A 21773-nucleotide genomic window follows, 5' to 3' on the forward strand; every position below is an offset into this window, starting at 1 on the left:
TCATTCATTGGGCCGAAACAGTATTGGCAATTTCACGGTTTCCCGCAGCAGCGTCGACGCGCCCATCAGCCGGCCTTCGCACACCACGTAATCGGGCCATCGGCGCAAGATTTCGGTGAAGACAATCCTGGCCTCCAGTCGCGCCAACTGTGCCCCCAGACAGAAATGCTCGCCGATTCCGAACGACAGGTGCGGGTTGGGCGAGCGGGCCACGTCAAATTCGTGTGCATCCGCGCCGAACACCGTCTCGTCACGGTTGGCCGCCGCATAGAGCATGACAAGATACGAACCCGCATCGACATGCTGGCCCCCGATTTCGACCGGGGACGTCGTAGTGCGCGACATGGCGACAATCGGCGTGACCCAGCGCAGCATCTCCTCGACCGCCGCGGGAATCAGCGACTCGTCAGCCGCCAATTTCGCGCGTTGTTCTGGATGATCAGCCAGTGCGGCCAGGCCACCGCTGATGAGAGTGCGCGTCGTCTCGTTACCCGCTACCAGCAGGGTCATGCAGAAGCCGAGTTGTTCGGCCCGTGTCAGTTCGGAGTCGGCGACCACGGCGCTGAGCAAGTCGTCTTTGGGCTCGGCCGTTCGAGCATCGAGCCTTTCGTTGAAGTAGACAAAGAAGTCAGCTGCGGCGATGGCCCGCGGATCAGTCGGATCGGTCGCCGCGACAGCTATCGCGTCCGACCACGCCCGGAAGGCCGGCAGGTCCTCGCCCGGTACACCCAGCATGTGCGCGATGACCAGGAGGGGCACCGGAGCGCTGATCGCGTCAACCGCGTCGACCGGGGTGCCCGGGTCGATAGCGTCCAAGACGTCCGAAGCTATCCGCTCGATGACCGGCGCTAACTCGGCCACCCGACGGACGGTGAACGCCCGGTTGACAATTCGCCGCTGGGTGACGTGCCGCGGCGGGTCGATGTAAAGGATCGAGTCGGCGGCCGCGACCTGTCGTTTACGATCGCCGATCAGGACGCCCTTGGCGGAGCTGTATGTCGCGGGGTCCTTACTGATCTGGGCGATGTCCTCGTGGCGGGCGACGACCCAAAAGCCCTCGCTTTGATGGTGCGCGACCGGGCAGGTGCGTCGGAGATCGCGAAGCTCATCGTCGGGTTGGCCTTGCCAGAACGACGGATCGTGGACATCGGGTGTCTTCACCGGCTCACCTTCCTTGTTTGATGGACTGCTTCCGCGGTCCATCAAATCCCGCTTACCTGCAGCTTCACGCGATGCACGCAGCCAAAGACGCGCACCTTGCGGTATAGGTTACGGTAAGGATATATGTGAGGTCGCCGGTGGGCTTGCCACGATGCGAAGCTGGAGTTCACGACAGTTCCTGCCCCGGCTCCGGCGAAGTCATTTGATCGCCCGCGGGCGACCAGTGCGGATGGCCTGGCGATGCGCCGCCTTCCCATTTGCGTCAGAAAAAGCCCAGTGGCTCAACGCAGTTGGCGTGATGAAGCCGCGAGGCAGCACGGGCGAGGCGACGCGCTGATCGGTCCTGGTGATCTCGTGGCGCACGGTTTCGCCGTTGACAATCGTTGCAACCACGTGTGACAGTGCTTGCACCCTGAGTCGAAAACAGCATTTTCGGTTAGCCAGCCCGGGGCAGTGAGTGGAGGAATCGTGGCTGATCATGACAAGCCAATGGCATGGTTGCCGTTTTCGATCGCCGAGGCGTCGATGTCAACCGGTGCCGACGGGGACCAGCCGGACCTGCCGCAGGCCTGGTCGTACTTGACGGAGCGGCTCACGAGCTCGGCGGCGCTCGTCGAATCCGACCCGGTCAGCGGTAACCGCATTGATCTGGCGGCGGGCATGCGGCACCTGCTGGTTCTGCTGGCAGCCGGTATCGATACCGCATTACGGTTCGACCCCGACCCGATTCTCGGTGTCCGAGCCACCAGCACCGACGACGTCATCAGCTGGGGGATGGAGTGCCCGGACGGCTTGTACACCGGATCTGCCCTGCGCGGGGGGGAGAGCTACCGGTTGTACGGCAACCGCGGTACCGCTCGCTATGTCGGACTGCAGACGATGAACGGCATCGTTGCGACGTCCAATGCCCTGGTCGACGAACTTGAGGTGGACGCCGACGGAAACTTCGAGGTCATCTTGTCCGCCGATGAGCGGAGCGGCAACTGGATGCGCATCGAGGGCGAGCATCCCACGCTAACGGTGCGGCACTTCTTTTACGACTGGGACACCGAGGTGCCCTCGTCGCTGCAGATCGAGCGGATCGGCGGATCCGTTCAGTCGGAGGACCTTTCCCTCGATCGGGATGTCACCGTGTCGCGCCAATTGGTCGCGCTGGGGGATTTCGTTCACGACAACTTGAAGTTCTTCCTGGACTTCGGCGCGGCGCCGCCCGTCAATGGATTTCTGCCGGGAATCGACCGCAGCGCGATGGGCGCGGCTGCCGAAAACAGACCGGTGATCGGTCGCTGGGCGCTCGATGCCGACGAGGCGCTGATCCTCGAGGTCGAACCACCCGAAGGCGTCTACTGGAGCTATTCGCTGGGCAATCCGTGGTGGGAGACCATCCACTACGGACGCCACCAGTCCAGCTTGAACGCTGCGCAGGCGGCGGTGGATTCCGATGGGCTGGTGCGGGTGGTGCTCAGCGCGCGGGATCCCGGGGTCGCGAACTGGCTCGATACCGCAGGCCACAGCAACGGCGCGATGATCCTGCGGTGTGTACGGACGAAGACGGCACCGACGCCGAAGGCACAGGTGGTGAAGTTCGACGATATCGCGACGGTACTGCCGGCCGAGACGAAGATGGTCAATCCCGAAGAGCGGCAGGCAATTGTCGAGGCGCGACGACGCGCCGTACACGAGAGGTTCGCACGGTGACATTCTCAGCTGACGAACTCGAAGATGGCGCTCGCGCGGCGACCGGACTAGACGACTTCGGGTCGTCCTACTACCGGGAGGGGCTCGAGAGGACCGTCGAGGCGTTGAACACCGAAGCCGGCCTGAACGACATGGGTCGGGTGATCCAACACGCCACCATCAGCAACGCCCTGATTCAGCGCCTCAAGATCGAGGACGCCTACAAACAGCACCCCGAGATGGAAGACGAGATCATCGACGGCCCGGTCTTCGTGATCGGTCTACCCCGCACCGGCACAACAGCATTGAGCCAGTTGGTGGCCGCCGACCCGCAGTTCCGATCGCTTCGCATGTGGGAATCGCAGCAGCCGACGCCTCCGCCGGAGGCGGAAACCCAGCACACCGATCCCCGGATCGCCCAGGCTGAAGCGGGCATTGAGATGCTCTATGACATGTTCCCGCTGATGAAGACGCTGCACAACTCGGAGGCGACGGCGCCCACCGAATGTCAGGATCTGATGGGAATGAGCTTCCGTACGTTTCATTTTGACGGCGTGGTCCGCGTCCCGAGTTATCTGTCGTGGCTGATGGACTGCGACATGCGCGAGACATACACTTACCATCGGCGGGTTCTCAAACTTTTGCAGTGGCACTGCAAGCCGAGCCTGTGGCACCTCAAGACACCCGTTCATATTTTCGCTCTCGACGCGCTCGTTGATGCATATCCGAACGCGAAATTCATGTGGAGCCATCGTGATCCGGCCAAGGTGCTGGCGTCGGTGTGCAGCCTGATCAAATACGTGCGCAGCTGGAGCAGCGACCGCGACGACGCCGAGGAACTCGGTGCCGAGCAGCTCGCGAGCTGGGCCGAGGGCGTACGGCGGGCGATGGACTTCCGCAAGCGGGTCGGCGACGACCGTTTCGCCGACGTTTCCTTCGCCGACCTGCAGGTCAATCCGGTTAGTGCGCTGGAAGGCGCTTACAAGCAGCTGGGACTGGGGTTCACTGACGCGACACTGCGCTCGGTTGAGCAGTGGGCCGATGGGCACAAACCGGGCGCGCGTGGTGCGCACGACCCCCACCTGTCTGACTACGGCCTGACGCCCGATCGGGTCCGTGCCAGTTTCGCTGAGTATCTCGCCACCTACGACGCCACCGCCTAACCCGATCCGCGTGATCTGGGCAACCGCAGGCTAGGAATACCTGATGCTGTCGGACAGGAAGATCCTTGTCACCGGTGCGACCGGCCAGATCGGTCGACCAATCGCCGAGAAGTTGGCGGCCGACAACGAGGTCTGGTGTGCCGCCCGGTTCAGTGATCCCGCGCTACGGCGAGAAATCGAGAAGGTTGGGATCAAGACCTGTGCATGGTCTATCGAGGCGAACGACTTCTCGGCGATACCAGACGATTTCACCCATGTCGTGCATGCGGCCTTCGTCATCATCGAGCCAGAACATGACGCCGCTGTCCGGGTCAATGCTGAGAGCACGGGAATGCTGATGCAGCACTGCCGGCGGGCCGAGTCGTTTCTCTTTGTATCAGCATCCGCGGTCTACGAGCGCCAAGATCCTGAGCACCGATACGCTGAGACCGATCCGTTGGGTGGCAAGGCCTCCTACATGACCAGCTATCCCGTCGCAAAAATCGCGTCCGAGGGCGTTGTCCGCGCCGCGGCACGCATGCTTGACCTTCCTGCCACCATCGCCCGGATGAACATTGGCTATGGGATGGCGAGCCACGGCGGTTTGCCTGTTCTGTTCTTCCAGCAGATTCTGGCGGGGCAACCCATCAGTGTGCCACGCGGCTATGACAATTGGGGCTCGCCGATTTCTGAAGCGGACATCGCAGAGCAGGCAAGCGGACCGCTGTTCGACGTCGCCTCGGTTCCGGCCACCGTCCTCAATTGGGCTGGGGACGAAGCCGTTTCGCATCGGCAGCTTGCCGAGTACCTGGGTGAACTCGCAGGGATCGCCCCCCAATTCGTCGAAGATGACGTGACACTAGATTCGTTCGCTTCGGACAACACCCGACGCGAAAAGCTCGTCGGGTCGTGCGCAGTCCGTTGGCGTGACGGCGTGCGCAGCACACTCGAGCGTCGCTTCCCCGATGCATTCGCGGCCAGATGATCCCATACGGTAATCGCCACAGTACGGTTTCGGCGCGGCAGCGCGCGATGGTCAGGGACGTGCCCGAGGCCGAACCGGTGACAAGGAGCAGTCAGCACGCTGTCGGTCGTGCCACCCGGCGCGACAAACTGGGTCCCGATCCTGAGGTACGCCGTGCGATTCTGGCGGCCGCCTCGAAAATCGTTCGCGAGCAAGGGGTGCGGGGTCTCAACGTCGTCGAGGTGCTGGAGCGGTGTCATCTGGGCACCCGTGCTTTCTACCGGCATTTCGAATCCAAAGAGCAGCTCGTGTCGGCGGTCTTCAGGGAAGCTGCCGTTAGCGAGATGCGCCGGCTGCGGCGCAAAATGAGAGCGAGCGCGACCCCGATAGACGCTGTAGTCGCCTGGATTGACGGCCGCCTAGATGTGGCCTTCGACAGCGGCGTCGGCTCGAGTCTGCGTCAGGTGTCACTGGAAGCGCAGACGTTGATGTTCAGCTCGCCCGAACTCGTCCAAGCTGCACTGGACACAATGCTCAAGCCGCTCGTCGAGCAACTCGAGCGTGGTCTGCATGAGGGCGTTTTCCACGATATCGATCCGGCGACCGACGCCGAGATCGTGCAAGGCGCGGTGTGGGCGTGCACGCAACGGCAATGGGCGACGCAAAATAATGTGCGCGCTGACGTCCGCAGGCGGGTAATGCGCGCCTGTCTGCGCGCATTGGGCGTCACCCCCGAAGCGGTCGCCGAAGTACTTGCCGCGCCGGATGATTGGCAAGCCGGCGCATGAACCGCTGCGCTTCAGTACGAACAACACCACCGAGCAGAAGGAGCCACGATGGACCTGGGGTTGGCTGGATCGAAAGCCGTTGTCACCGGCGGTAGCAAGGGCATGGGATTGGCCATTGCCCAAACGCTGGCATCCGAGGGTGCCAGCGTCGCGGTAATGGCTCGCGACAAGGTGGCGCTGGACAGCGCGGTCGAGACATTGCGGGCGGCGGGCGCTCCCGGGGCCATCGGGATCAGCGTCGATATGGCTGACGCTGACTCCATCGCGGCCGGCTTCGCCCAGCTGTCGCAGCATTGGGGCCACCTCAACAGCCTGGTGCACACCATCGGCCCGGGCGACGGCTATTTCGAAGAGATGAGCGACGCAGACTGGGACGCCGCGTTCGCACTTGGCACGATGTCAGGCGTGCGGTCGATCCGCGCAGCGTTGCCGATGCTGCGAGCTGCCGAGTGGGCGCGCATCGTCACGCTGTCTGCCCATTCCATTCAGCGGCAGAATCCCCGGATCGTCGCATATACCGCTTCCAAGGCGGCTCTGAGCAGCGTGACCAAGAATCTATCGAAAAGCCTTGCTAAGGACGGCATTCTGGTTAACTGCGTGTGTCCGGGGACCATCGTCACGGCCAGCTTCACTGAGAACCTCAAGGACATCCTTGCCGCCGACGGCCTGGATGCCAGCAACCCCGTGCATGTTATGAAGTGGATCGAGGACAACTTCCATCAGCCCTGCGATCTTGGTCGCGCTGGCCTACCCGAGGAGATCGCTTCCATCACCACATATCTGGCATCCCGCCGCAACGGCTACGTCACCGGCGCCACCGTGAACGTCGACGGCGGCTCTGATTTTGTCTGAGATGAGGGTGTCCGTGACCCGGTCTGATGACGATGCCTGGGACGTCCAGACCGGCGTGGGTTCCACCGCGGTTATCGTTGCCGCGTTGCGCGCCGCGGAGACCAACAGCGCTAACCCGTTGGTGCGCGACGAGGTCGCCGAACTGCTCATCTCCGCGCCGGAGCTCGAGGGAACGAGAGCCAGCATCGCTGCGTGGGCGGCATCCTCAGAGCACCAAGCGGATTCAGATTACCGACGGCTCGTGAACTACCATGCGGTGCGTACCCACTACTTCGATCGGTTCTGCGCCGAAAGCTCCGCTGCTGGGGTCCAGCAGGTGGTCATTCTGGCAGCGGGACTGGACTCGCGCGCATACCGGCTGGCCTGGCCGGCCGGCACGGCTGTCTACGAGATCGACATGCCCGGGGTGCTCGAGTACAAGTCGGCGACTCTTGCCTGCCACGGAGCTGCGCCGACCGCTGTTCGACGCGCAGTCGGTGTCGATCTGCGCAAGGATTGGCCGGGAGCGTTGCAGGGCAACGGGTTTGATTCCGCCAAGCCGACGGCGTGGCTGATCGAGGGCCTGTTGCCGTTCCTGTCGGCCCGAGCGCAGCACGATATGTTCGCCCGACTCGACGGGCTTAGTGCACCGGCGAGTCGGCTCGCCGCCGAAGACTTCGTCGGTGCGGTCGGCTTCCAACAGGCCGTCGAGCAACAACGCGCCATGGACGCCGGCGACGACCGTTGGGGAGACGACGGCGGTCTGGATCCAGGCGACGTCTGGCACGACGATGCCAACTCAAACTGCGCCGATTGGTTCCGCTCGCACAGCTGGCGCACCACGTGTCTGGACAGCCGTGAGGAGGCCGAGCGGTTGGGGCGACCCGCTCGTTCCGTGCTACGAGGCCAAGCGCCGATGTTCGCCAACTTCATTGCCGCGATTAAGCCGGGCGCCGGCGGCTGCGAATCAGGTGAATGGTGATAACTCTGTTGTGTACCGCGTTGTGCGGTGCCTGGTATGCCCGGCGTCGCAGGCGCGCACAGCGATCGGGACCTGAATCCGTGAACTAGCCACTGGCAGAACCAGTTCGGACCGTCGGATTACTTCACCGCCGGCACAATCGTGAACGTCCATGGCGGTTCCCGACTCGTCTGAGATACCGCCCGCTGCAGCTCATTTCAGGAAGTCGCGTTTACGCGATCGACTTCCGCACTTTCCCTTGCGCGGTGACGATCGGGAGCTCGGCGATGGACAGCACCCCGCTGCGTGCCGCGACGACCGCCGTCACGGCGTTGATTGCGGGCATCGCCGTCGTCGTACCGATGTCGAAGTTCGTATAGTCGTCGGGGCGAAACGCGAGTTTGAGCGTCACGTTGGGCTCGCCCTGCACGTCAATCCTGTACCCGTGAAGCAGTTTCCATTCGGGTTCTTGTCGCGCTCCGAAGATACCGCCAAGTGTCCAGACCGTCTGCATTTGCGCGATGTCGGAGCCGTCGCTGGCGCCGGTCCACGTCGCGTCGACACCACAGACCGTGCCGGCGTCGATGCGCATGAACCCCAGATCGCGGTCGTCTGTAGCGACTGCGCACTCCACGGCGAGGTCGTAATCATCGATCCGCAGCCCGATCCCAGAGGCCAGTTGGTCGAGCGCCTCGCGGTAGTCAGGCTCAGCGGCCCAAAGGATCTCGCGAAGCCTTTCGGTGTCTGGGGGACCGCCGAACCCGTAGCCCTTCCACATCGCCGCACTCGCGTACCCGACGCAGTCGAGCGACTCGGTGACGCGAATGGACTGGACCTCACGGCACATCGCGGTGGACGCGAGCGCAAGGGTGGGAACGTACATCGGGTTCATCCCTGTCCCGACGAGGGTGACGCCACCGGCCGCCGCTGCGGCCCGCAGGCGCGCACCCGCGTCAGCCGGATAATGCTCGCCGCTCACGAGGCGAGCCGTGGTGATCACGTTGATGCCTGCACGGAGTATGCGTTCGAGAAGATCGACCTCGGGCCAGTGTGGCATGTACACCACGCAGTCGGGCCTTAGCGCGAGAAGCGTGTCGACATCGTCGGTGGCCAGTATCCCGGTGTCGTGCCGCCCGGCCAGATTGCCCGCATCCCGGCCGACTTTCTCTGCCCCGTGGGCGAAGACCCCGACGAGTTCGAGCCGGTCGTCGTCTAGGATCGCGCGAAGCGCAGAGGCGCCGACGATGCCGGTGGTCCATTGCACGACGCGCAAACGCGCCATCTCATGCGCCCAGGATGACGAGCGTGCGCTTCATCAGCAGCAGGCCCTAGTTCGTCCCACGCCTGTTGCGCCCCCCGGGCGAAGCGAGTAGATCCTCGGCACGCTTGATGATCGCGTCGAGGGTGAACTCGAACTCGACGTCGACGATGGTGTGCCCCTTGGTCTCTAGTTTGTTGAGCAACGGGTGCGCCGTGGTCACTCCGGTAACGCGCCGACGGCCGGGCCGCTGCTGGCTGGCGTTGAGGCGTTCGATGATCGCGGTACCTTGAGTGTGGCCGGACAGGGCGAGATAGACCGTCAATGCGTCGTCGGGCTTGAATCCTGCGTCATCCACCATCGTCTTGATCACTTTCTCCAGGTTGTCGACGGAGGCGTGGGTTGCCTCTGGACTCAGTTCGCCAGAGCGCATTAAGACCAGTTCGCAGAGCACCGGGTTTTCTTGAAAGACGCGCCGCATGTTTCGAAAGTGGGTCCGCAGCGCCTGCTGCCAGGCTCCGCCCCCTTCGAATGGCGTCGTGAAATGGTATTCCTTGATTGCGCGATCCGTCATCGCGTCCAGCAAGTCTTCCTTTTTGCGGAAGTGCCAATAGATGCTGGTCAGCGGCACTCCGAGGTGCCTGGCGACGACGGGCATACTCAGCCCGCTAATGGACACGTCCTCGGCCAACTCGAAAGCGCCGGTGATGATGTCTTCGACGTCGAGCGACCCGCGCGGGCGCCGCTTGAGCTTGGCGTTCCGCCGGCCCGATGCCGCGACAGCGCCAGAATCGGCCATTCTTCGCTCCTCAGCTGCTATCCATCGGTGCCGAGGCATGGCGCGTTCGGCTGACTCTTTCCGACGGTCGCTCGAAGGAAACGATACCGTACTCGATTCGGTATCCTGCACGGTAACTGAACCCCACCAGGGTCCGGGCGCGCTCTTGCCGTGTCGATCTCCACGACACGCGCCATCTTTGGGCGCCAACCACAACCGGCTATGTCACGGTTGTGCTCACCGTAGATGGTCCGCGCACTGTGGCTAGTCGGAATGCGCCATTGCCATCTTGATCAGGTCAGCGGCCTTGGTGGCGTGCGAACCGTCGTCGCCGTCACGACGCTGGGACCGGATCGCGACGTCATGGCCCTCCACCTGCGCACGCAGGGCGCCCACCGTGCAGTTTTCCCGGCCGCCCAGCGCGGTGAACGGGTCGAAGTGGTAGTGGCGCATCGCGTTCAGATGGGTGATCTTGTCGATCTCCTCATCGCTGAGCGTGCGGACCGACTGTGCGAAGATCTCGGGCGACTCCGGCCAGTTCGAGTCCGAATGCGGGTAGTCGCATTCCCAGGTCACCATGTCCATGTTCAGGTACTCGCGGCTGGCCAGCCCGAACTTATCGTCGATGAAGCAGGTGAGCACGTGCTCATTGAACACCTCGCTGGGCAACTTGTCGCCGAAGTCTTGCCCGGTCCAGAAGTGGTGCCGGTCGTAGTTGTAGTCGATGCGTTCCAGGAAGTAAGGAATCCAGCCGATGCCGCCCTCGGACAGGGCGACCTTAAGGTCTGGGTACTTGCGCAGCACGTTCGACCACACCAAGTCCGCGGCGGCCTGCACGATATTCATCGGCTGCAGCGTGATCATCACGTCCATCGGTGCATCGGGTGAGGTGATGGTCAGCTGAGACGACGAACCGATGTGCATGCAGACCACGACCGATTCCTCGCTGCATGCTTTCCAGACCGGGTCCCAGTGCTCGGCGTGGATGGAAGGCCAGCCCAACTTTGATGGGTTCTCGCTGAAAGTCAGGGAATGACAGCCCTTCTTGGCCACGCGTCGGATCTCGGCGGCCATCACCTCTGGATTCCAGATGGCGGGGATCGCGCAGGGGATGAAGCGACCAGGGTGGCTGCCGCACCACTCATCGATATGCCAGTCGTTATAGGCCTGGACCATCGCCAGCGCGACGTCTTTGTCCTCGGTGCGCGCGAACAGCTGCCCGCAGAACTGCGGGAAGGACGGGAAGCACAGCGATCCCAGGACGCCGTTGGCACTCATGTCCTTGACGCGTTCGTTGTGATCGTAGGTGCCCTTGCGGAGCTGGGTGAACGACGTCGGTTCGATCCCGTACTCCTCTTTGGGCCGGCCCGCGACGGCGTTGAGCGCCACATTGCTGACCGTCTCACCGTTGTATTTCCAGACGTCGGTGCCATCCGGGTTGGTGACGAACTGAGGAGCGAGGTCCACATATTTGGAGGGCAGCCGTCCCTTGAAGAGGTCCGGCGGCTCCACAACGTGGTCGTCGACGCTGACCAGCACCATATCGCTTACTTTCATCGGTCAAAACCTTTCCCCGGGAGTGGGATGGGGCGGATCCCCTCGACCGGATGTCGCGAGATCGCATACGGTATCGTGTTACCGTAATGATCACCATAACAGTTTCGGTCGACCCCACCGCCGGCGAGTTCCGTGAGAAATTCGGCGATCCAGCCGGTGGGCAATCCCGGTGCTCTCGAGCTGGCTGGGTCGCCTAAAGATGTTGGGCGGCAAAGTCTTTCGGGCAGTTGCGGAAGGCCGCTTCGCAGGTCTGAACGCAGCTCAGGTGGCTGTTCTCACTATGTTAGTATCAATAGTAATGTTGGCGTCGTAACAAGGTGGTGACAGGTGCCCGGCCGGGCCGAATCGCGATTCCCGTTCACGGACTATCCCAAGGGCTGGTTTCAGGTCGCCTATAGCCGTGAGGTCGACAACGGTGGGGTCCTCCCACTGCATTACTTCGGCACTCGGCTGGTTTGCTACCGCGGAGAGTCAGGGGCAGCCCAGGTACTCGACGCGTACTGTCCGCACCTCGGTGCGGACATCGCCGTAGGGGGGACCGTCTCGCAGGACTGCGTGGTGTGTCCCTTCCACGGCTGGAAATTCGACGGCGAGGGCCGCAATGTCGACATTCCGTACGCCAAGACTGTCAACCGGGTGGCGCGGCTGCGGTCGTGGCCGACGGTCGAGCGGGCCGGCATGATTTTCGTTTGGCACTCATCGAGCGGCACCGCCCCGGAATGGGAACTGCCGAAGATCCCGGAGAGTGAAGACACCGCGTTTGTGTTCCACGCACCCGAGACGGCCCGGTGGAAGTTTCGGTCCCATCCCCAGGAGGTGTTCGAAAACACCGTCGACATTGCCCATTTCGTCACCGTGCACGGCGTCTCGGCGTTCGGCAACCTCGATCTGGAAACCGGTGGGCCCGCAGAGTTTCGGGCGGTCGCAGAGGTGAGCTTCGAGACCCCGCGTGGACCAGTGAGTGGGTCGGTGGAGTCGCAGTTGTTCGGGATGGGGATCGACGTCGTACGCCATCACGGACTCGGGCGGTCATGCACCGTGCTCACCGTCACGCCGATCGACGGTGAGTACGTCGATGCGCGCTACACATTCTTCGTGCTCACCGAGCCCGAGACCGGCGAGATGACCCGGATGGGGCTGGGCTTCGTCCGCGATTTCTGCAAACAGATCGAGCAGGACATCCCCATCTGGGAGAACAAGGTCTTCCGCGACCGGCCACAGTTGGCCCGGGGGGAGTCGGCCATTACCGAATTCCGCACCTGGGCCCATCAGTCATACGAGCAAGACTCTTCAAAGGAGTCGACGTTGGCGTCCCAATGATGCCCGCGCCCGGCCCAGCGAAAGATGCCGCATTGGGGATTCCGTCGTATGACAAGCTGTTCATCGGCGGCCGTTGGGCGGTTTCATCAGCCGCGGAACGTATTTCGGTGATATCGCCCTACACCGAGGAACCCATTGCTGAGGCGCCGAGCGCGTCGGTGGCCGACGTCGACGACGCGGTCGCCGCTGCGCGCCGGGCGTTCGACCGTGGCCCGTGGCCGAAGATGTCGCCGCTGGAGCGGATGGCGAAGATCGACAAGCTGGCCGCCGTGTATGGCTGCCATGTCGACGCCATGGCCGACCTCATCACCGCCGAGATGGGTTCGCCGAGGAGCTTTTCCAGACTCGGCCAGGCGACGGGGCCGCTGTCGATGATGCAGTTCGCGCTCGAGGTGGGGCGGGGGTTCCCGTGGCAGGAGCGTCGCCAGGGGTGGCTCGGTGAGGTCCATCTGCGCAGGGCGCCGATCGGTGTCGTGGCCGCGATCGTGCCGTGGAACGTGCCTCAGTGCCTGCTCATCCCCAAGCTCGTTCCTGCGCTGATCGCGGGGTGTTCGGTGATCGTCAAACCCGCGCCCGAAACCCCGTTGGACTCCCTGTGGCTCGCTGAAATGATCGAAGAAGCCGGGTTACCTGAGGGCGTGGTGTCGGTGCTACCGGGTGGCGGTGATGTCGGCGAGGCGCTAGTGCGCCACCCCGGCGTCGACAAGGTGGCCTTCACGGGCTCGTCGGCTGTCGGTCGGCGCATCGCGGGGATCTGCGGTGAGCAACTCAAGAGGGTCAGCCTCGAACTCGGTGGTAAATCGGCGGCCATCATCCTCGACGACGCCGATATCGCCCGGACCGTCGCCGCGCTGAAAATGGCCAGCCTGATGAACAACGGTCAGGCGTGCGTTGCGCAGACTCGGATCCTGGTCAGCGAAAAGCGCCACGACGATGTGGTCGACGCGCTGTCCGAGATGATGTCAGGCCTGGTGGTCGGTGATCCGGCCGACGAGACGACCGACATCGGACCGCTTGTCACGCAACGGCAGCAGCGGCGGGTGCAGGGCTATATCCGCAGCGGTGTCGAGGAGGGTGCGCGACTGATTCTGGGCGGAGCGGACAGTCCAACCGACTGCGGCTGGTTCGTCCGCCCAACACTTTTCGCGAATGCCTCCAATGACATGCGCATCGCGCGCGAGGAGATCTTCGGGCCGGTGCTGACCGTGATCAAGTACTGCGACGAGGCCGACGCGGTGCGGATTGCCAACGACAGCGAGTACGGGCTCGCCGGATCGGTCTTCACTCGTAATGCCGCGCATGGCCTGGAAATCGCTGCGGGTGTCCAGACTGGGACGTATGGCATCAACATGTACATGCTCGACATCAAGAGTCCGTTCGGCGGGATGAAGCAGTCCGGAATCGGACGGGAGTTCGCCGAAGAGGGGCAGAACGAGTATGTCGAGCTCCAAACCATCGTCAGCGCCAGCAAATTGCCTGCTTTGCAGGAAGACCGGTGTCTGGACGCGTCGCAGGCGCGCCTCCCCTAACTGACAAGGACCCCCCGTGAGCAACTCCAGGCTGGCCATCACCGAGGAGCACCGTGATCTCGCCGCGTCAGCGTTCGGCGCCCTCTACCGTGTCAAAAGCCTTGCGGCCGCACGGGATACGCTCAACGGCGGCGCCCCATCCGGCGCTGAGATCTGGAGAGCTGCCGCCGAATTAGGTTGGCACGGGCTGGCGATCGGGGAGGAGCATGGCGGTTCTGGCTTCGGCGTGGCCGAGTTGGCGATCGTCCTGGAGGCCCACGGTCATCAGCTCTGCCCGGGGCCGTTCCTGCCGACGGTGGCGGCATCCTTGGTGATCGATCGTTGCGCTTCGGATTCAGTGCGCGCGCAACTGCTTCCACGTCTAGCCGACGGCAGCGCGGTAGGAGCACTCGGCCTTTCGGGCGGCGTCGCCGTCGACTCCGATCTTGTGGCCAGTGGCCGGTGCCAGGCCGTCCTGGGCGCGCCCGAGGCCAACGTGCTGGTGTTGTTGGCGGGGGAGGACGTCGTCGTGGTCGACGCCGCCGCCGAAGGGGTGAACGTGACCGCATTGGCGGGATTGGACAGCACCCGCACGCTCGGTGCGATCGTGCTGCACGGGGTTGTCGTCGAGCCGGAGCGGGTGTTGCGGGGGGCCGGGCGCCAGGCCCGCACTGCGTTTCGCATTCTGGCCGCCGCTGAGGCCGTGGGCTCGGCCTGGGCGTGTGTGGAGATGGCGCGCGATTACGTCACGGTGCGCGAACAATTCGGTCGCGCGATCGGCACCTTTCAGGCGGTTAAGCACCACGCCGCCAACATGCTCATTGATGCCGAGAAGGCCACCGCGGCCACTTGGGATGCCGCACGCTCGGGTGACCTGGACAGCGTGTGGTTCGCCGGGGCGGTGGCCTCCGCGCATGCCATCCGCGCGCAGGTGTTCACCGCGCAGACCAACATTCAGCTGCACGGTGGGATCGGTTACACCTGGGAGCACGACGCCCACCTGTACCTGCGGCGGGCCCGCACGTTGGCCGCGTTGGCCGCTGATGGCGCCGATCCCCGGCACGACGTCGTGGCGGCCCAACGGGCCGGCTTGGCCCACGGCGCTTCGTTCACCCTTCCGGCCGAGGCCGACAGCTACCGGCTGGCGGCGCGGACGGCGGTCGCGGCCCTGCAGTCGCTGCCCGCGGAGCGACGGCGGGATTACCTCGTCGATTCCGGCTACCTGGTCCCACATTGGCGTAAGCCCTGGGGCCGAGAGGCCGGAGCTGTCGAGCAGCTGGTGATCGAAGAAGAGTTCAAGGGCGTCGAGCTGCCGACAATGGGGATCACGGGCTGGGTGATGCTCACCATCTCTGAAGCGGGCTCCGACGAACAGCGGGCGCGCTGGGTGGAGCCGGTGCTGCGCGGCCAAACTCATTGGTGCCAACTGTTTTCCGAGCCTTCGGCCGGGTCGGATGCCGCGGCGGTGCGCACGTCGGCCCGCCGCGTGGAGGGCGGCTGGAAGGTCACCGGCCAAAAGGTGTGGACCAGCCTGGCCCAGGAATGCCAGTGGGGCCTGGCCACGGTGCGTACCGACCCCGATGCCCCCAAGCATGCCGGGGTCACGATGATGGCGATCGATTTGTCCCGCCCGGGGGTGAGTGTTCGGCCGCTGCGCGAGCTCACCGGCGACGCGCTGTTCAACGAGGTCTTCTTCGACGACGTCTTCGTGCCGGACGCAGATGTGGTCGGCGAGGAGGGCCGGGGCTGGGCGGTAGCACGTGCCACCCTGGGCAACGAGCGGGTCTCGATCGCAGGCGGTGCCGGCATTCCCGGCCTGAGCCCTGACGACGTGGTGAAGCTGCTCGACAGCGCGCCCGCCGAGACCGCCGCGGCGCTGGTAGGCCGAACCGGCGAGGTGATCGCCGAATCGCATACGCTGCGGCTGCTTAACCTCAGGCGGGCCAGCCGCGCCATCCTGGGGGCGGCGCCCGGACCGGAGGCCAACGTCGCCAAGTTGCTCACCGCCGAGAGTGCGCAACATCAGACCGAGCTCGGCATGGAACTGTCCGGGACAGCCGCAGTGGTTGGCGCGGCCCCGGAACTCACGGGGGCCTACCTGTACTCGCGTTGCCTGACCATCGCGGGCGGCACATCGGAGATCATGCGCAACACCATCGCTGAGCGGCTGCTGGGCCTGCCGCGCGATCCGCTGGCCAAGTAACCGCCGAACGGCTGGTGACGGACCGACATGACGATCGAATGGAGCTTGATGGGTCTCTCTAACGTTAATGCCGTTGAAGCGGAGGCTCATTCGGCCATCGCGCAGAGTGGAATCTCGTTTGGTCAACGACTCTATGACCGCGCCCTGGCCGACCCCGACGGGATCGGGCTGACGGTCGTAGGGATCGATGGTACTGCCGCGGACCTGACATTGAGCGAGCTCGATCGCCGGGCCAACCAGTGGGGGCGGGCCCTCGTCGATGCCGGCGCGCGCGTCGGCTCCTACATCGTGCTTGCCATACCGAACTCTGTTGACCTGGTGCTGGCCAGTCTCGGATGCTGGAAGGCCGGGGCCGTGCCGGTCCCGATGCGCTGGGACTTGCCCGAATGGGAACGCAACAGACTGCTAGAGATCATCAGGCCCGCGGTGACTCTGGACGCGCGCACTCGTGCAACGATGGCGGTGTCGGCCCAGAACCAGTCCGGTGAGCCGGTTTCGCCGGCGGTGTCACCGTCGATCAACGGCATCTGCAGCAGCGGTTCGACCGGCCTGCCTAAAGTCATCGTCACCCTGCAGCCGGCGATCTGGACCGGCCAGCAGGGGGTGCCCTTCCTGGAGCACTGGACCAGTGTTGAGCGACCCCAGACGATTTTGGTTCCCGGCCCGCTCTATCACACCAACGGATTCATCACGCTGACCTATCTGCTCAGTGGTGATCGGTTGGTGATACTCGAAAAGTTCAGTGCCGCAGGTGCGCTCGACGCTATCGAGAAGTATCGGGTCACCAACTTCACCGCCACTCCCACCATGCTGGCGCGCCTCGCCGACATGCCCGATATCGATGACCGCGACCTGTCAAGTGTGGTCTGGATGGTGCAAGGTGCCGCGTTGATGCCCCCCACCTTGCTGCGCCGCTGGTTCGAACTGCTCAGCCCAGAACAAGTGGTGATGGCTTACGGGATGACCGAGAACCTCGGGCTGGCGGCCTTGCGCGGCGACGAATGGCTCGCCCATCCCGGCAGCGTCGGACGCGGCTTCCGCGACACCGAGATCCGCATCCAGCGCCCCGACGGTTCACTTGCGCCGGTGGGCGAGATGGGCGATATCTACCTCAAGGCGCCCATGAGTGGACTCTACGAGTACCTGGGCGGCGCCGCCCTGCTGCCCGCGACCGAGGATGGCTTCCGAACAGCAGGCGATGTCGGCTATCTCGACGCGGACGGGTATCTCTATATCGCCGACCGCCGAACCGACATGATCATCACCGGTGGCGCGAATGTGTTTCCGGCCGAGGTGGAAAGCGCCCTTACCGATCATCCGGAAGTCGCCGATGTCGTGGTGATCGGGCTGCGCGATCCCGAGTGGGGGCGGCGGGTGCACGCCGTTATCGAGCCCCGCGACGTGGCCCAGCCCCCGAGCGCACACGAGATCATCGCGTATGCCAAGGGTCGGCTGGCTGCATACAAGGTGCCGAAGACCGTCGAGTTCGTCGACGAGATCCCCCGCAGCGCCGCAACGAAAGTCAATCGCTCGGCGATGATCGAGGTGCGCGGCGGATGACCTCGGGCTCGCGCGAATTGGTCGGCGACCGGGGGGTGCCCGGCCCGAAAGGGCTGGAAAACGGCCCTGCTGTCGTGACGCCACAACCCAACTCCATTGCACCACCGTCGGATTTGACGGTTGCCGCCCTGATTCGGGCGCGTGCTGAGGACGACAATGTGGGTCTGCTCTATGGTGAACGTTCCTGGACGTGGCGGCAGATCGTCGCTGAGGCGGCCGTGCGTGCGGCGTGGTTGCGTGCGACGCTTGATCCGTCGCGACCGCCTCATATCGGGGTATTGCTGCCCAACGTGCCCGAATTCGTGTTCCAGACCTTCGGCGCCGCGCTGGCCGGCGCATGCGTCGTTGGGGTGAATCCGGCCCGGCGCGGCGCTGAGTTGGCGCGAGATATCGCGCATACGGAATGCCAATTCGTTCTGGCGGACGCCATGTACGCCGATCTGTACCCCAATGTCATCCGCGTCGAGGACCAACCATGGTCCAGCCACCTTGGTGCCGCCCTGCCCGCCGACGATCCGGCACCATCGTCGCGGATGTTTTTGCTGTTCACTTCCGGTTCGACGTCGGCGCCTAAGGCCGCAGTGCGCAGCCAGGCTCGCTTCGCCAGGGATGCGGCAACCGGGGTCGGCCGCAACGACGTGCTGTACTGCCCGATGCCGCTGACCCACGGTAACGCGCTGAGCGCGACGCTGTTCCCGGCGCTGGGTGCGGGCGCGACACTTGTTCTGCGCGAAAAGTTTTCGGCGACAGCCTGGCTTGAGGACGTTCGGCGCTACGGGGTGACGTTCACCACGACGGTCGGCCGGGCGCTCAGCTATGTGCTGTCGACCCCGCCGAGCGAACACGACCGCGACCATCGGCTGCGCGTCGTGCTCGCACCAGAGGCATCGCCCCGAGACACTGTGGCCTTCACCGAGCGTTTCGGGGCGGTCGTGGTGAGCGGGTACGGGTCGAGCGAGGGCGGTATCGTCCTGCTGCCCTCGGGTAAGCCGGGCTCGCTGGGGGTTGCCCCTGCTGGAGCCGACATCGTCGTCCTCGACGAGGCCGGGGTGGAATGCGAAGCGGCGCAATTCGACGCCGGCGGACGGTTGACCAACGCCGAGCGTGCGATCGGAGAACTGGTTCGGCGCAACGCGGCGGGTGCGTTCGAAGGCTATTGGGGGAACCCCGAAGCTGAGGCCGACCGACTACGCGATGGATCGTTCTTCTCGGGGGATCTCGCCTACCGCGACGCAGACGGCGTTTACTGGTTTGCCGGCCGCGTCGGTGACTGGCTGCGGGTCGATTCGGAGAATTTCACCGCCGCCCCGATCGAGCGGATCATCGCGCGCTACCACAGTGTCACAGGGGTCGCCGTAGTCGGTGTGCCGGATCCGCTGGCCGGCGATCAGGTGCTAGCCGCTATCGAGCTGGCTCCCGGCCACAGCTTCGACCCTGCTGAGTTCGCCGAATTCCTTTCCCGGCAAGCCGATCTGGGCACCAAGTGGGCACCCCGTTTCGTGCGGATCAGCCCACAGCTGCCGGTGGTGGGCAACGGCAAGATCGATAAGAAGCCGTTGCGACGCGAAGCCTGGCTGTGCCAGGACGAAATCTGGTGGCGCCCGCCGCGCGCGGACGGGTACCGACTGCTCACTGCGCCGGACCGTGCGGGGCTGCACGAGGAGTTCGTGGCGCACGACCGCATCGAGTTTTACCCTCAGCCCAGTTCCACCTAGACCGGCGGGGTGCACCCGTTCGTCACGTCGTAGAGGAGATCCTGTGCCCGTCCACTACCAACTCGGTGCGCGCGAGGGCGCCGAACACGTCGTACTTATCACCCTCGATCGGCCAGAAGCCAAGAACGCATGCGATCTTGAGCACTTCCACCAGCTGGCCGAGGCGTGGAAGCGCTTCGCGGCCGACGATGACGCGTGGGTGGCGATCTTCACCGGCGTCGGACGTGCCTTCATGTCGGGCGCGGACCTGAAGACCTACGTCCCCGAGATCACGGCGCTGGCAAAGCAGATTAAGGCGGGTGAGGTCGATTCGGTCAATGGCTACTCACTGTCGGACGGCTACGACGCCGTGCTGCGCGGCAGCAAGATCTACAAGCCGATCATCGCCGCGATCAATGGGCCGTGCGTGGCGGGCGGCATGGAGATGCTCGGCGGCGTGGACATTCGAGTAGCCAGTGAGCACGCCACCTTCGGTGTGCTGGAGCCAGCCCGCGGCCTGTTCGCGGGTGGCGGGACCACGGTGCGGTTACCGCGTCAGATTCCGTACGCCCAGGCGATGGAGGTGCTGCTGTGCGCCGACCGTTTCGATGCGCAGCGCGTCTATGAGATGGGTCTGCTCAATGCGGTGGTGTCAGAGGATGCCCTGCTGGACAAGGCTTTCGAGTACGCCGCGCGCATTATCAAAAACGCCCCTTTGGCGGTCCAGGCTACTAAGCGCAGCGCGTTGGAAGGTCTGAAGGTCGACATTCGTGAGGCGTACAAGATCGAGGCGAGGATTTCCCAGGAGATCTTTGCGACAGAAGACGCGAAGGAGGGGCCGCGGGCGTTCGCCGAGAAACGGCAACCGCAGTGGTCTGGGCGTTGATGGCCAGGAGCTCCTCAGGCCGGCTGTGTCTGATCGGCGCAGCGCAGCACACGGTACGCGGTGGCGGCGCACCCGAACCATTGGACAGCTGGGCGGCGCGGGCAGGGGAAGCCGCGGCTGAGGCGGGCACCAATGATGTTCTGGCGCATATCGATTCCCTTCAGGTGGTGTACTGCCAGACGTGGCCCTACGACGATCCGGTAGGCCGGCTCGCGACCGCACTGGGCGCGTCGCCGCGGCACCGGGTTTACTCCGGGATCGGCGGCACCACCCCGCAGTTGCTGGTCAACCAGACCGCCGAGGCGATGCTACGTGGCGAGCTGGATCTGGCACTGATCGTCGGCGGCGAGGCGCTCGCGACGCTGCGTACGGCCAAGAAGAGTGGGGAGCGGCTGCCGTGGAGCTACCGCCAGTCGTCACCGTTCCCGTGGACGCCGCCGCACCCCGCCGAAATGGCCCACCAGGTACTGCAGGCGTGGGAGACGTTTCCGCTCTGGGACACCGCCCGCCGGGCACGACTGGGCGCATCGCTGACTCAGGATGCCGCCGAAGCGGCCACCATGATGGCGGCGATGAGCCGGGTCGCGGCCGACAATCCGCACGCTTGGCGACCTGTCGCCCTGGATGCCGCAACCGTCGGGACACCCACATCGGACAATCGTTACGTCGGGTGGCCGTACACCAAACACGAGGTCGCGGTGATGGACGTCGATATGTCTGCCGCGCTTCTGCTGGCCACCGGCGAGAAGGCTGACGAGCTGGGAGTCAGCGAAGACCAGCGCCTCTACCTGACCGGCTGGGCCTACGCGGAGGATCCCGAGAGCATCGCTGAGCGGGCGGACATGTCCCGATCGGCGGCGATGGCGGTCACCGGCAGGCATGCCCTGAGCATGGCGGGCGTCGGGTTGGACGATATCGACGTCTTCGACCTGTACTCCTGCTTCCCGTCGTCGCTGCGGCTAGGCGCTGATGCACTCGGTCTCGCCCTCGACGATCCGCGCGGCCTGACCGTGACGGGCGGCCTCCCGTACGCGGGCGGGCCTGGCAGTGCCTACCAATTGCACGCCATCGCAAGCGCTTTCGACCGATTGCGGCAGCGATCCGGACATGCGCTGATCACCGGCGTCGGTATGCACCTGGCCAAGCACGTCGCTGCGGTCTGGTCCTCGGCGCCGGGACCGACAGAGCCGCCGGACCCTGCGGCGCTGCAGGCCGAGGTCGACGCCGCGCAGCTGCGCAAACCGCTCCTGACGACGTGGACGGGGCCGGGCGAGGTGCTGGCCTATACGGTCGCACACGGTAGGGATGGCTCGCCCCAAAGCGGGCTGGTTGTCCTCGATACCGCGGCCGGTCGTGCGCTCGCTCGCGTGCACGAACCCGAATTGCTCGCCGATGCCGAGTCCCGCGAACTCGTCGGCGCCACCGTCATGGTGAGCACCGACGGGACCCGCAACGAAGCGCGCTGGTGAGGGTGCGCGGACGGCT

Annotated in this window: 17 protein-coding genes; 13 read left to right on the forward strand and 4 right to left on the reverse strand. The window is 64.7% G+C overall.

Going from position 1 to position 21773, the window contains the following annotated elements; genetic code table 11:
• A complete protein-coding gene (locus MNAB215_RS18035) occupies nt 1-1161 on the reverse strand; it encodes a cytochrome P450 (protein WP_165691586.1) in 1161 nt (386 codons plus the stop codon).
• 489 nt (nt 1162-1650) lie between these two features.
• Here MNAB215_RS18035 and MNAB215_RS18045 point away from each other — a divergent pair, with 489 nt between their 5' ends.
• From MNAB215_RS18045 to MNAB215_RS18070, 6 genes are all read left to right on the forward strand, one after another.
• The gene (locus MNAB215_RS18045; RefSeq protein ID WP_077080039.1) at nt 1651-2859 is read left to right on the forward strand and encodes a DUF1214 domain-containing protein; all 1209 of its coding nucleotides are present in this window, start codon (nt 1651-1653) and stop codon (nt 2857-2859) included.
• Nucleotides 2856-4001, forward strand: coding sequence for a sulfotransferase family protein (locus MNAB215_RS18050; RefSeq protein ID WP_077080040.1), 1146 nt, complete (start codon nt 2856-2858; stop codon nt 3999-4001). Before MNAB215_RS18045 ends, MNAB215_RS18050 begins: the two co-directional genes overlap by 4 nt.
• A gap of 43 nt (nt 4002-4044) precedes the next feature.
• A complete protein-coding gene (locus tag MNAB215_RS18055) occupies nt 4045-4965 on the forward strand; it encodes an NAD-dependent epimerase/dehydratase family protein (RefSeq protein ID WP_077080041.1) in 921 nt (306 codons plus the stop codon).
• Between the two features lie 77 nt (nt 4966-5042).
• Nucleotides 5043-5732, forward strand: a complete 690-nt coding sequence (locus MNAB215_RS18060; protein ID WP_077082118.1) for a TetR/AcrR family transcriptional regulator — start codon at nt 5043-5045, stop codon at nt 5730-5732.
• Nucleotides 5733-5780: 48 nt separating this feature from the next.
• Nucleotides 5781-6584, forward strand: a complete 804-nt coding sequence (locus MNAB215_RS18065) for an SDR family NAD(P)-dependent oxidoreductase (protein WP_077080042.1) — start codon at nt 5781-5783, stop codon at nt 6582-6584.
• A gap of 13 nt (nt 6585-6597) precedes the next feature.
• Nucleotides 6598-7545 carry an SAM-dependent methyltransferase gene (locus MNAB215_RS18070; protein WP_083746331.1) on the forward strand — a complete coding sequence of 316 codons (948 nt, stop codon included), beginning with the start codon at nt 6598-6600 and terminating at the stop codon, nt 7543-7545.
• A gap of 211 nt (nt 7546-7756) precedes the next feature.
• On the opposite strand, the gene MNAB215_RS18075 is transcribed toward MNAB215_RS18070, so the two are convergent.
• The 3 genes from MNAB215_RS18075 to MNAB215_RS18085 form a co-directional block, all read right to left on the reverse strand.
• Nucleotides 7757-8806, reverse strand: a complete 1050-nt coding sequence (locus MNAB215_RS18075; RefSeq protein WP_077080043.1) for an NAD(P)H-dependent amine dehydrogenase family protein — start codon at nt 8804-8806, stop codon at nt 7757-7759.
• 46 nt (nt 8807-8852) lie between these two features.
• A complete protein-coding gene (locus MNAB215_RS18080) occupies nt 8853-9581 on the reverse strand; it encodes a TetR family transcriptional regulator (protein ID WP_077080044.1) in 729 nt (242 codons plus the stop codon).
• A 243-nt stretch (nt 9582-9824) separates the two neighbouring features.
• The gene (locus MNAB215_RS18085) at nt 9825-11117 is read right to left on the reverse strand and encodes an amidohydrolase family protein (protein WP_077080045.1); all 1293 of its coding nucleotides are present in this window, start codon (nt 11115-11117) and stop codon (nt 9825-9827) included.
• 327 nt (nt 11118-11444) lie between these two features.
• Between MNAB215_RS18085 and MNAB215_RS18090 the strand changes: the two genes are divergently transcribed.
• The 7 genes from MNAB215_RS18090 to MNAB215_RS18120 are packed head-to-tail and all read left to right on the forward strand — an operon-like array spanning nt 11445 to nt 21757.
• Nucleotides 11445-12437 carry a Rieske 2Fe-2S domain-containing protein gene (locus MNAB215_RS18090; protein ID WP_077080046.1) on the forward strand — a complete coding sequence of 331 codons (993 nt, stop codon included), beginning with the start codon at nt 11445-11447 and terminating at the stop codon, nt 12435-12437.
• Complete coding sequence (locus MNAB215_RS18095; RefSeq protein ID WP_077082120.1) at nt 12437-13966, forward strand: aldehyde dehydrogenase; 1530 nt, start codon at nt 12437-12439, stop codon at nt 13964-13966. The genes MNAB215_RS18090 and MNAB215_RS18095 overlap by 1 nt, the downstream gene beginning before the upstream one ends.
• A 16-nt stretch (nt 13967-13982) precedes the next feature.
• Nucleotides 13983-16148, forward strand: a complete 2166-nt coding sequence (locus MNAB215_RS18100) for an acyl-CoA dehydrogenase family protein (protein ID WP_077080047.1) — start codon at nt 13983-13985, stop codon at nt 16146-16148.
• A gap of 48 nt (nt 16149-16196) precedes the next feature.
• On the forward strand, nt 16197-17708 hold the full coding sequence (locus MNAB215_RS18105) for a class I adenylate-forming enzyme family protein (protein ID WP_077082121.1): 1512 nt from the start codon (nt 16197-16199) through the stop codon (nt 17706-17708).
• The gene (locus tag MNAB215_RS18110; RefSeq protein ID WP_083746165.1) at nt 17705-19423 is read left to right on the forward strand and encodes an AMP-binding protein; all 1719 of its coding nucleotides are present in this window, start codon (nt 17705-17707) and stop codon (nt 19421-19423) included. Before MNAB215_RS18105 ends, MNAB215_RS18110 begins: the two co-directional genes overlap by 4 nt.
• A 43-nt stretch (nt 19424-19466) precedes the next feature.
• Nucleotides 19467-20288: an enoyl-CoA hydratase-related protein gene (locus MNAB215_RS18115; RefSeq protein WP_077080048.1), complete on the forward strand. Its 822-nt coding sequence runs from the start codon at nt 19467-19469 to the stop codon at nt 20286-20288.
• Nucleotides 20288-21757, forward strand: coding sequence for a thiolase C-terminal domain-containing protein (locus MNAB215_RS18120; protein ID WP_077082123.1), 1470 nt, complete (start codon nt 20288-20290; stop codon nt 21755-21757). The genes MNAB215_RS18115 and MNAB215_RS18120 overlap by 1 nt, the downstream gene beginning before the upstream one ends.
• Nucleotides 21758-21773 lie beyond the last annotated feature (16 nt).

Origin of the sequence: Mycobacterium numidiamassiliense (assembly GCF_900157365.1) — a bacterium.
Taxonomy (GTDB): domain Bacteria; phylum Actinomycetota; class Actinomycetes; order Mycobacteriales; family Mycobacteriaceae; genus Mycobacterium; species Mycobacterium numidiamassiliense.

Excerpts from the sequence above, each read along its gene's own strand:
- MNAB215_RS18045 (WP_077080039.1), top strand. The coding sequence starts at position 1,651 with ATGGCATGGTTGCCGTTTTCGATCGCCGAGGCGTCGATGTCAACCGGT.
- MNAB215_RS18055 (WP_077080041.1), top strand. The coding sequence starts at position 4,045 with ATGCTGTCGGACAGGAAGATCCTTGTCACCGGTGCGACCGGCCAGATC.
- MNAB215_RS18065 (WP_077080042.1), top strand. The coding sequence starts at position 5,781 with ATGGACCTGGGGTTGGCTGGATCGAAAGCCGTTGTCACCGGCGGTAGC.
- MNAB215_RS18075 (WP_077080043.1), bottom strand. The coding sequence starts at position 8,806 with ATGGCGCGTTTGCGCGTCGTGCAATGGACCACCGGCATCGTCGGCGCC.
- MNAB215_RS18080 (WP_077080044.1), bottom strand. The coding sequence starts at position 9,581 with ATGGCCGATTCTGGCGCTGTCGCGGCATCGGGCCGGCGGAACGCCAAG.
- MNAB215_RS18085 (WP_077080045.1), bottom strand. The coding sequence starts at position 11,117 with ATGAAAGTAAGCGATATGGTGCTGGTCAGCGTCGACGACCACGTTGTG.
- MNAB215_RS18095 (WP_077082120.1), top strand. The coding sequence starts at position 12,437 with ATGCCCGCGCCCGGCCCAGCGAAAGATGCCGCATTGGGGATTCCGTCG.
- MNAB215_RS18105 (WP_077082121.1), top strand. The coding sequence starts at position 16,197 with ATGGGTCTCTCTAACGTTAATGCCGTTGAAGCGGAGGCTCATTCGGCC.
- MNAB215_RS18110 (WP_083746165.1), top strand. The coding sequence starts at position 17,705 with ATGACCTCGGGCTCGCGCGAATTGGTCGGCGACCGGGGGGTGCCCGGC.
- MNAB215_RS18120 (WP_077082123.1), top strand. The coding sequence starts at position 20,288 with ATGGCCAGGAGCTCCTCAGGCCGGCTGTGTCTGATCGGCGCAGCGCAG.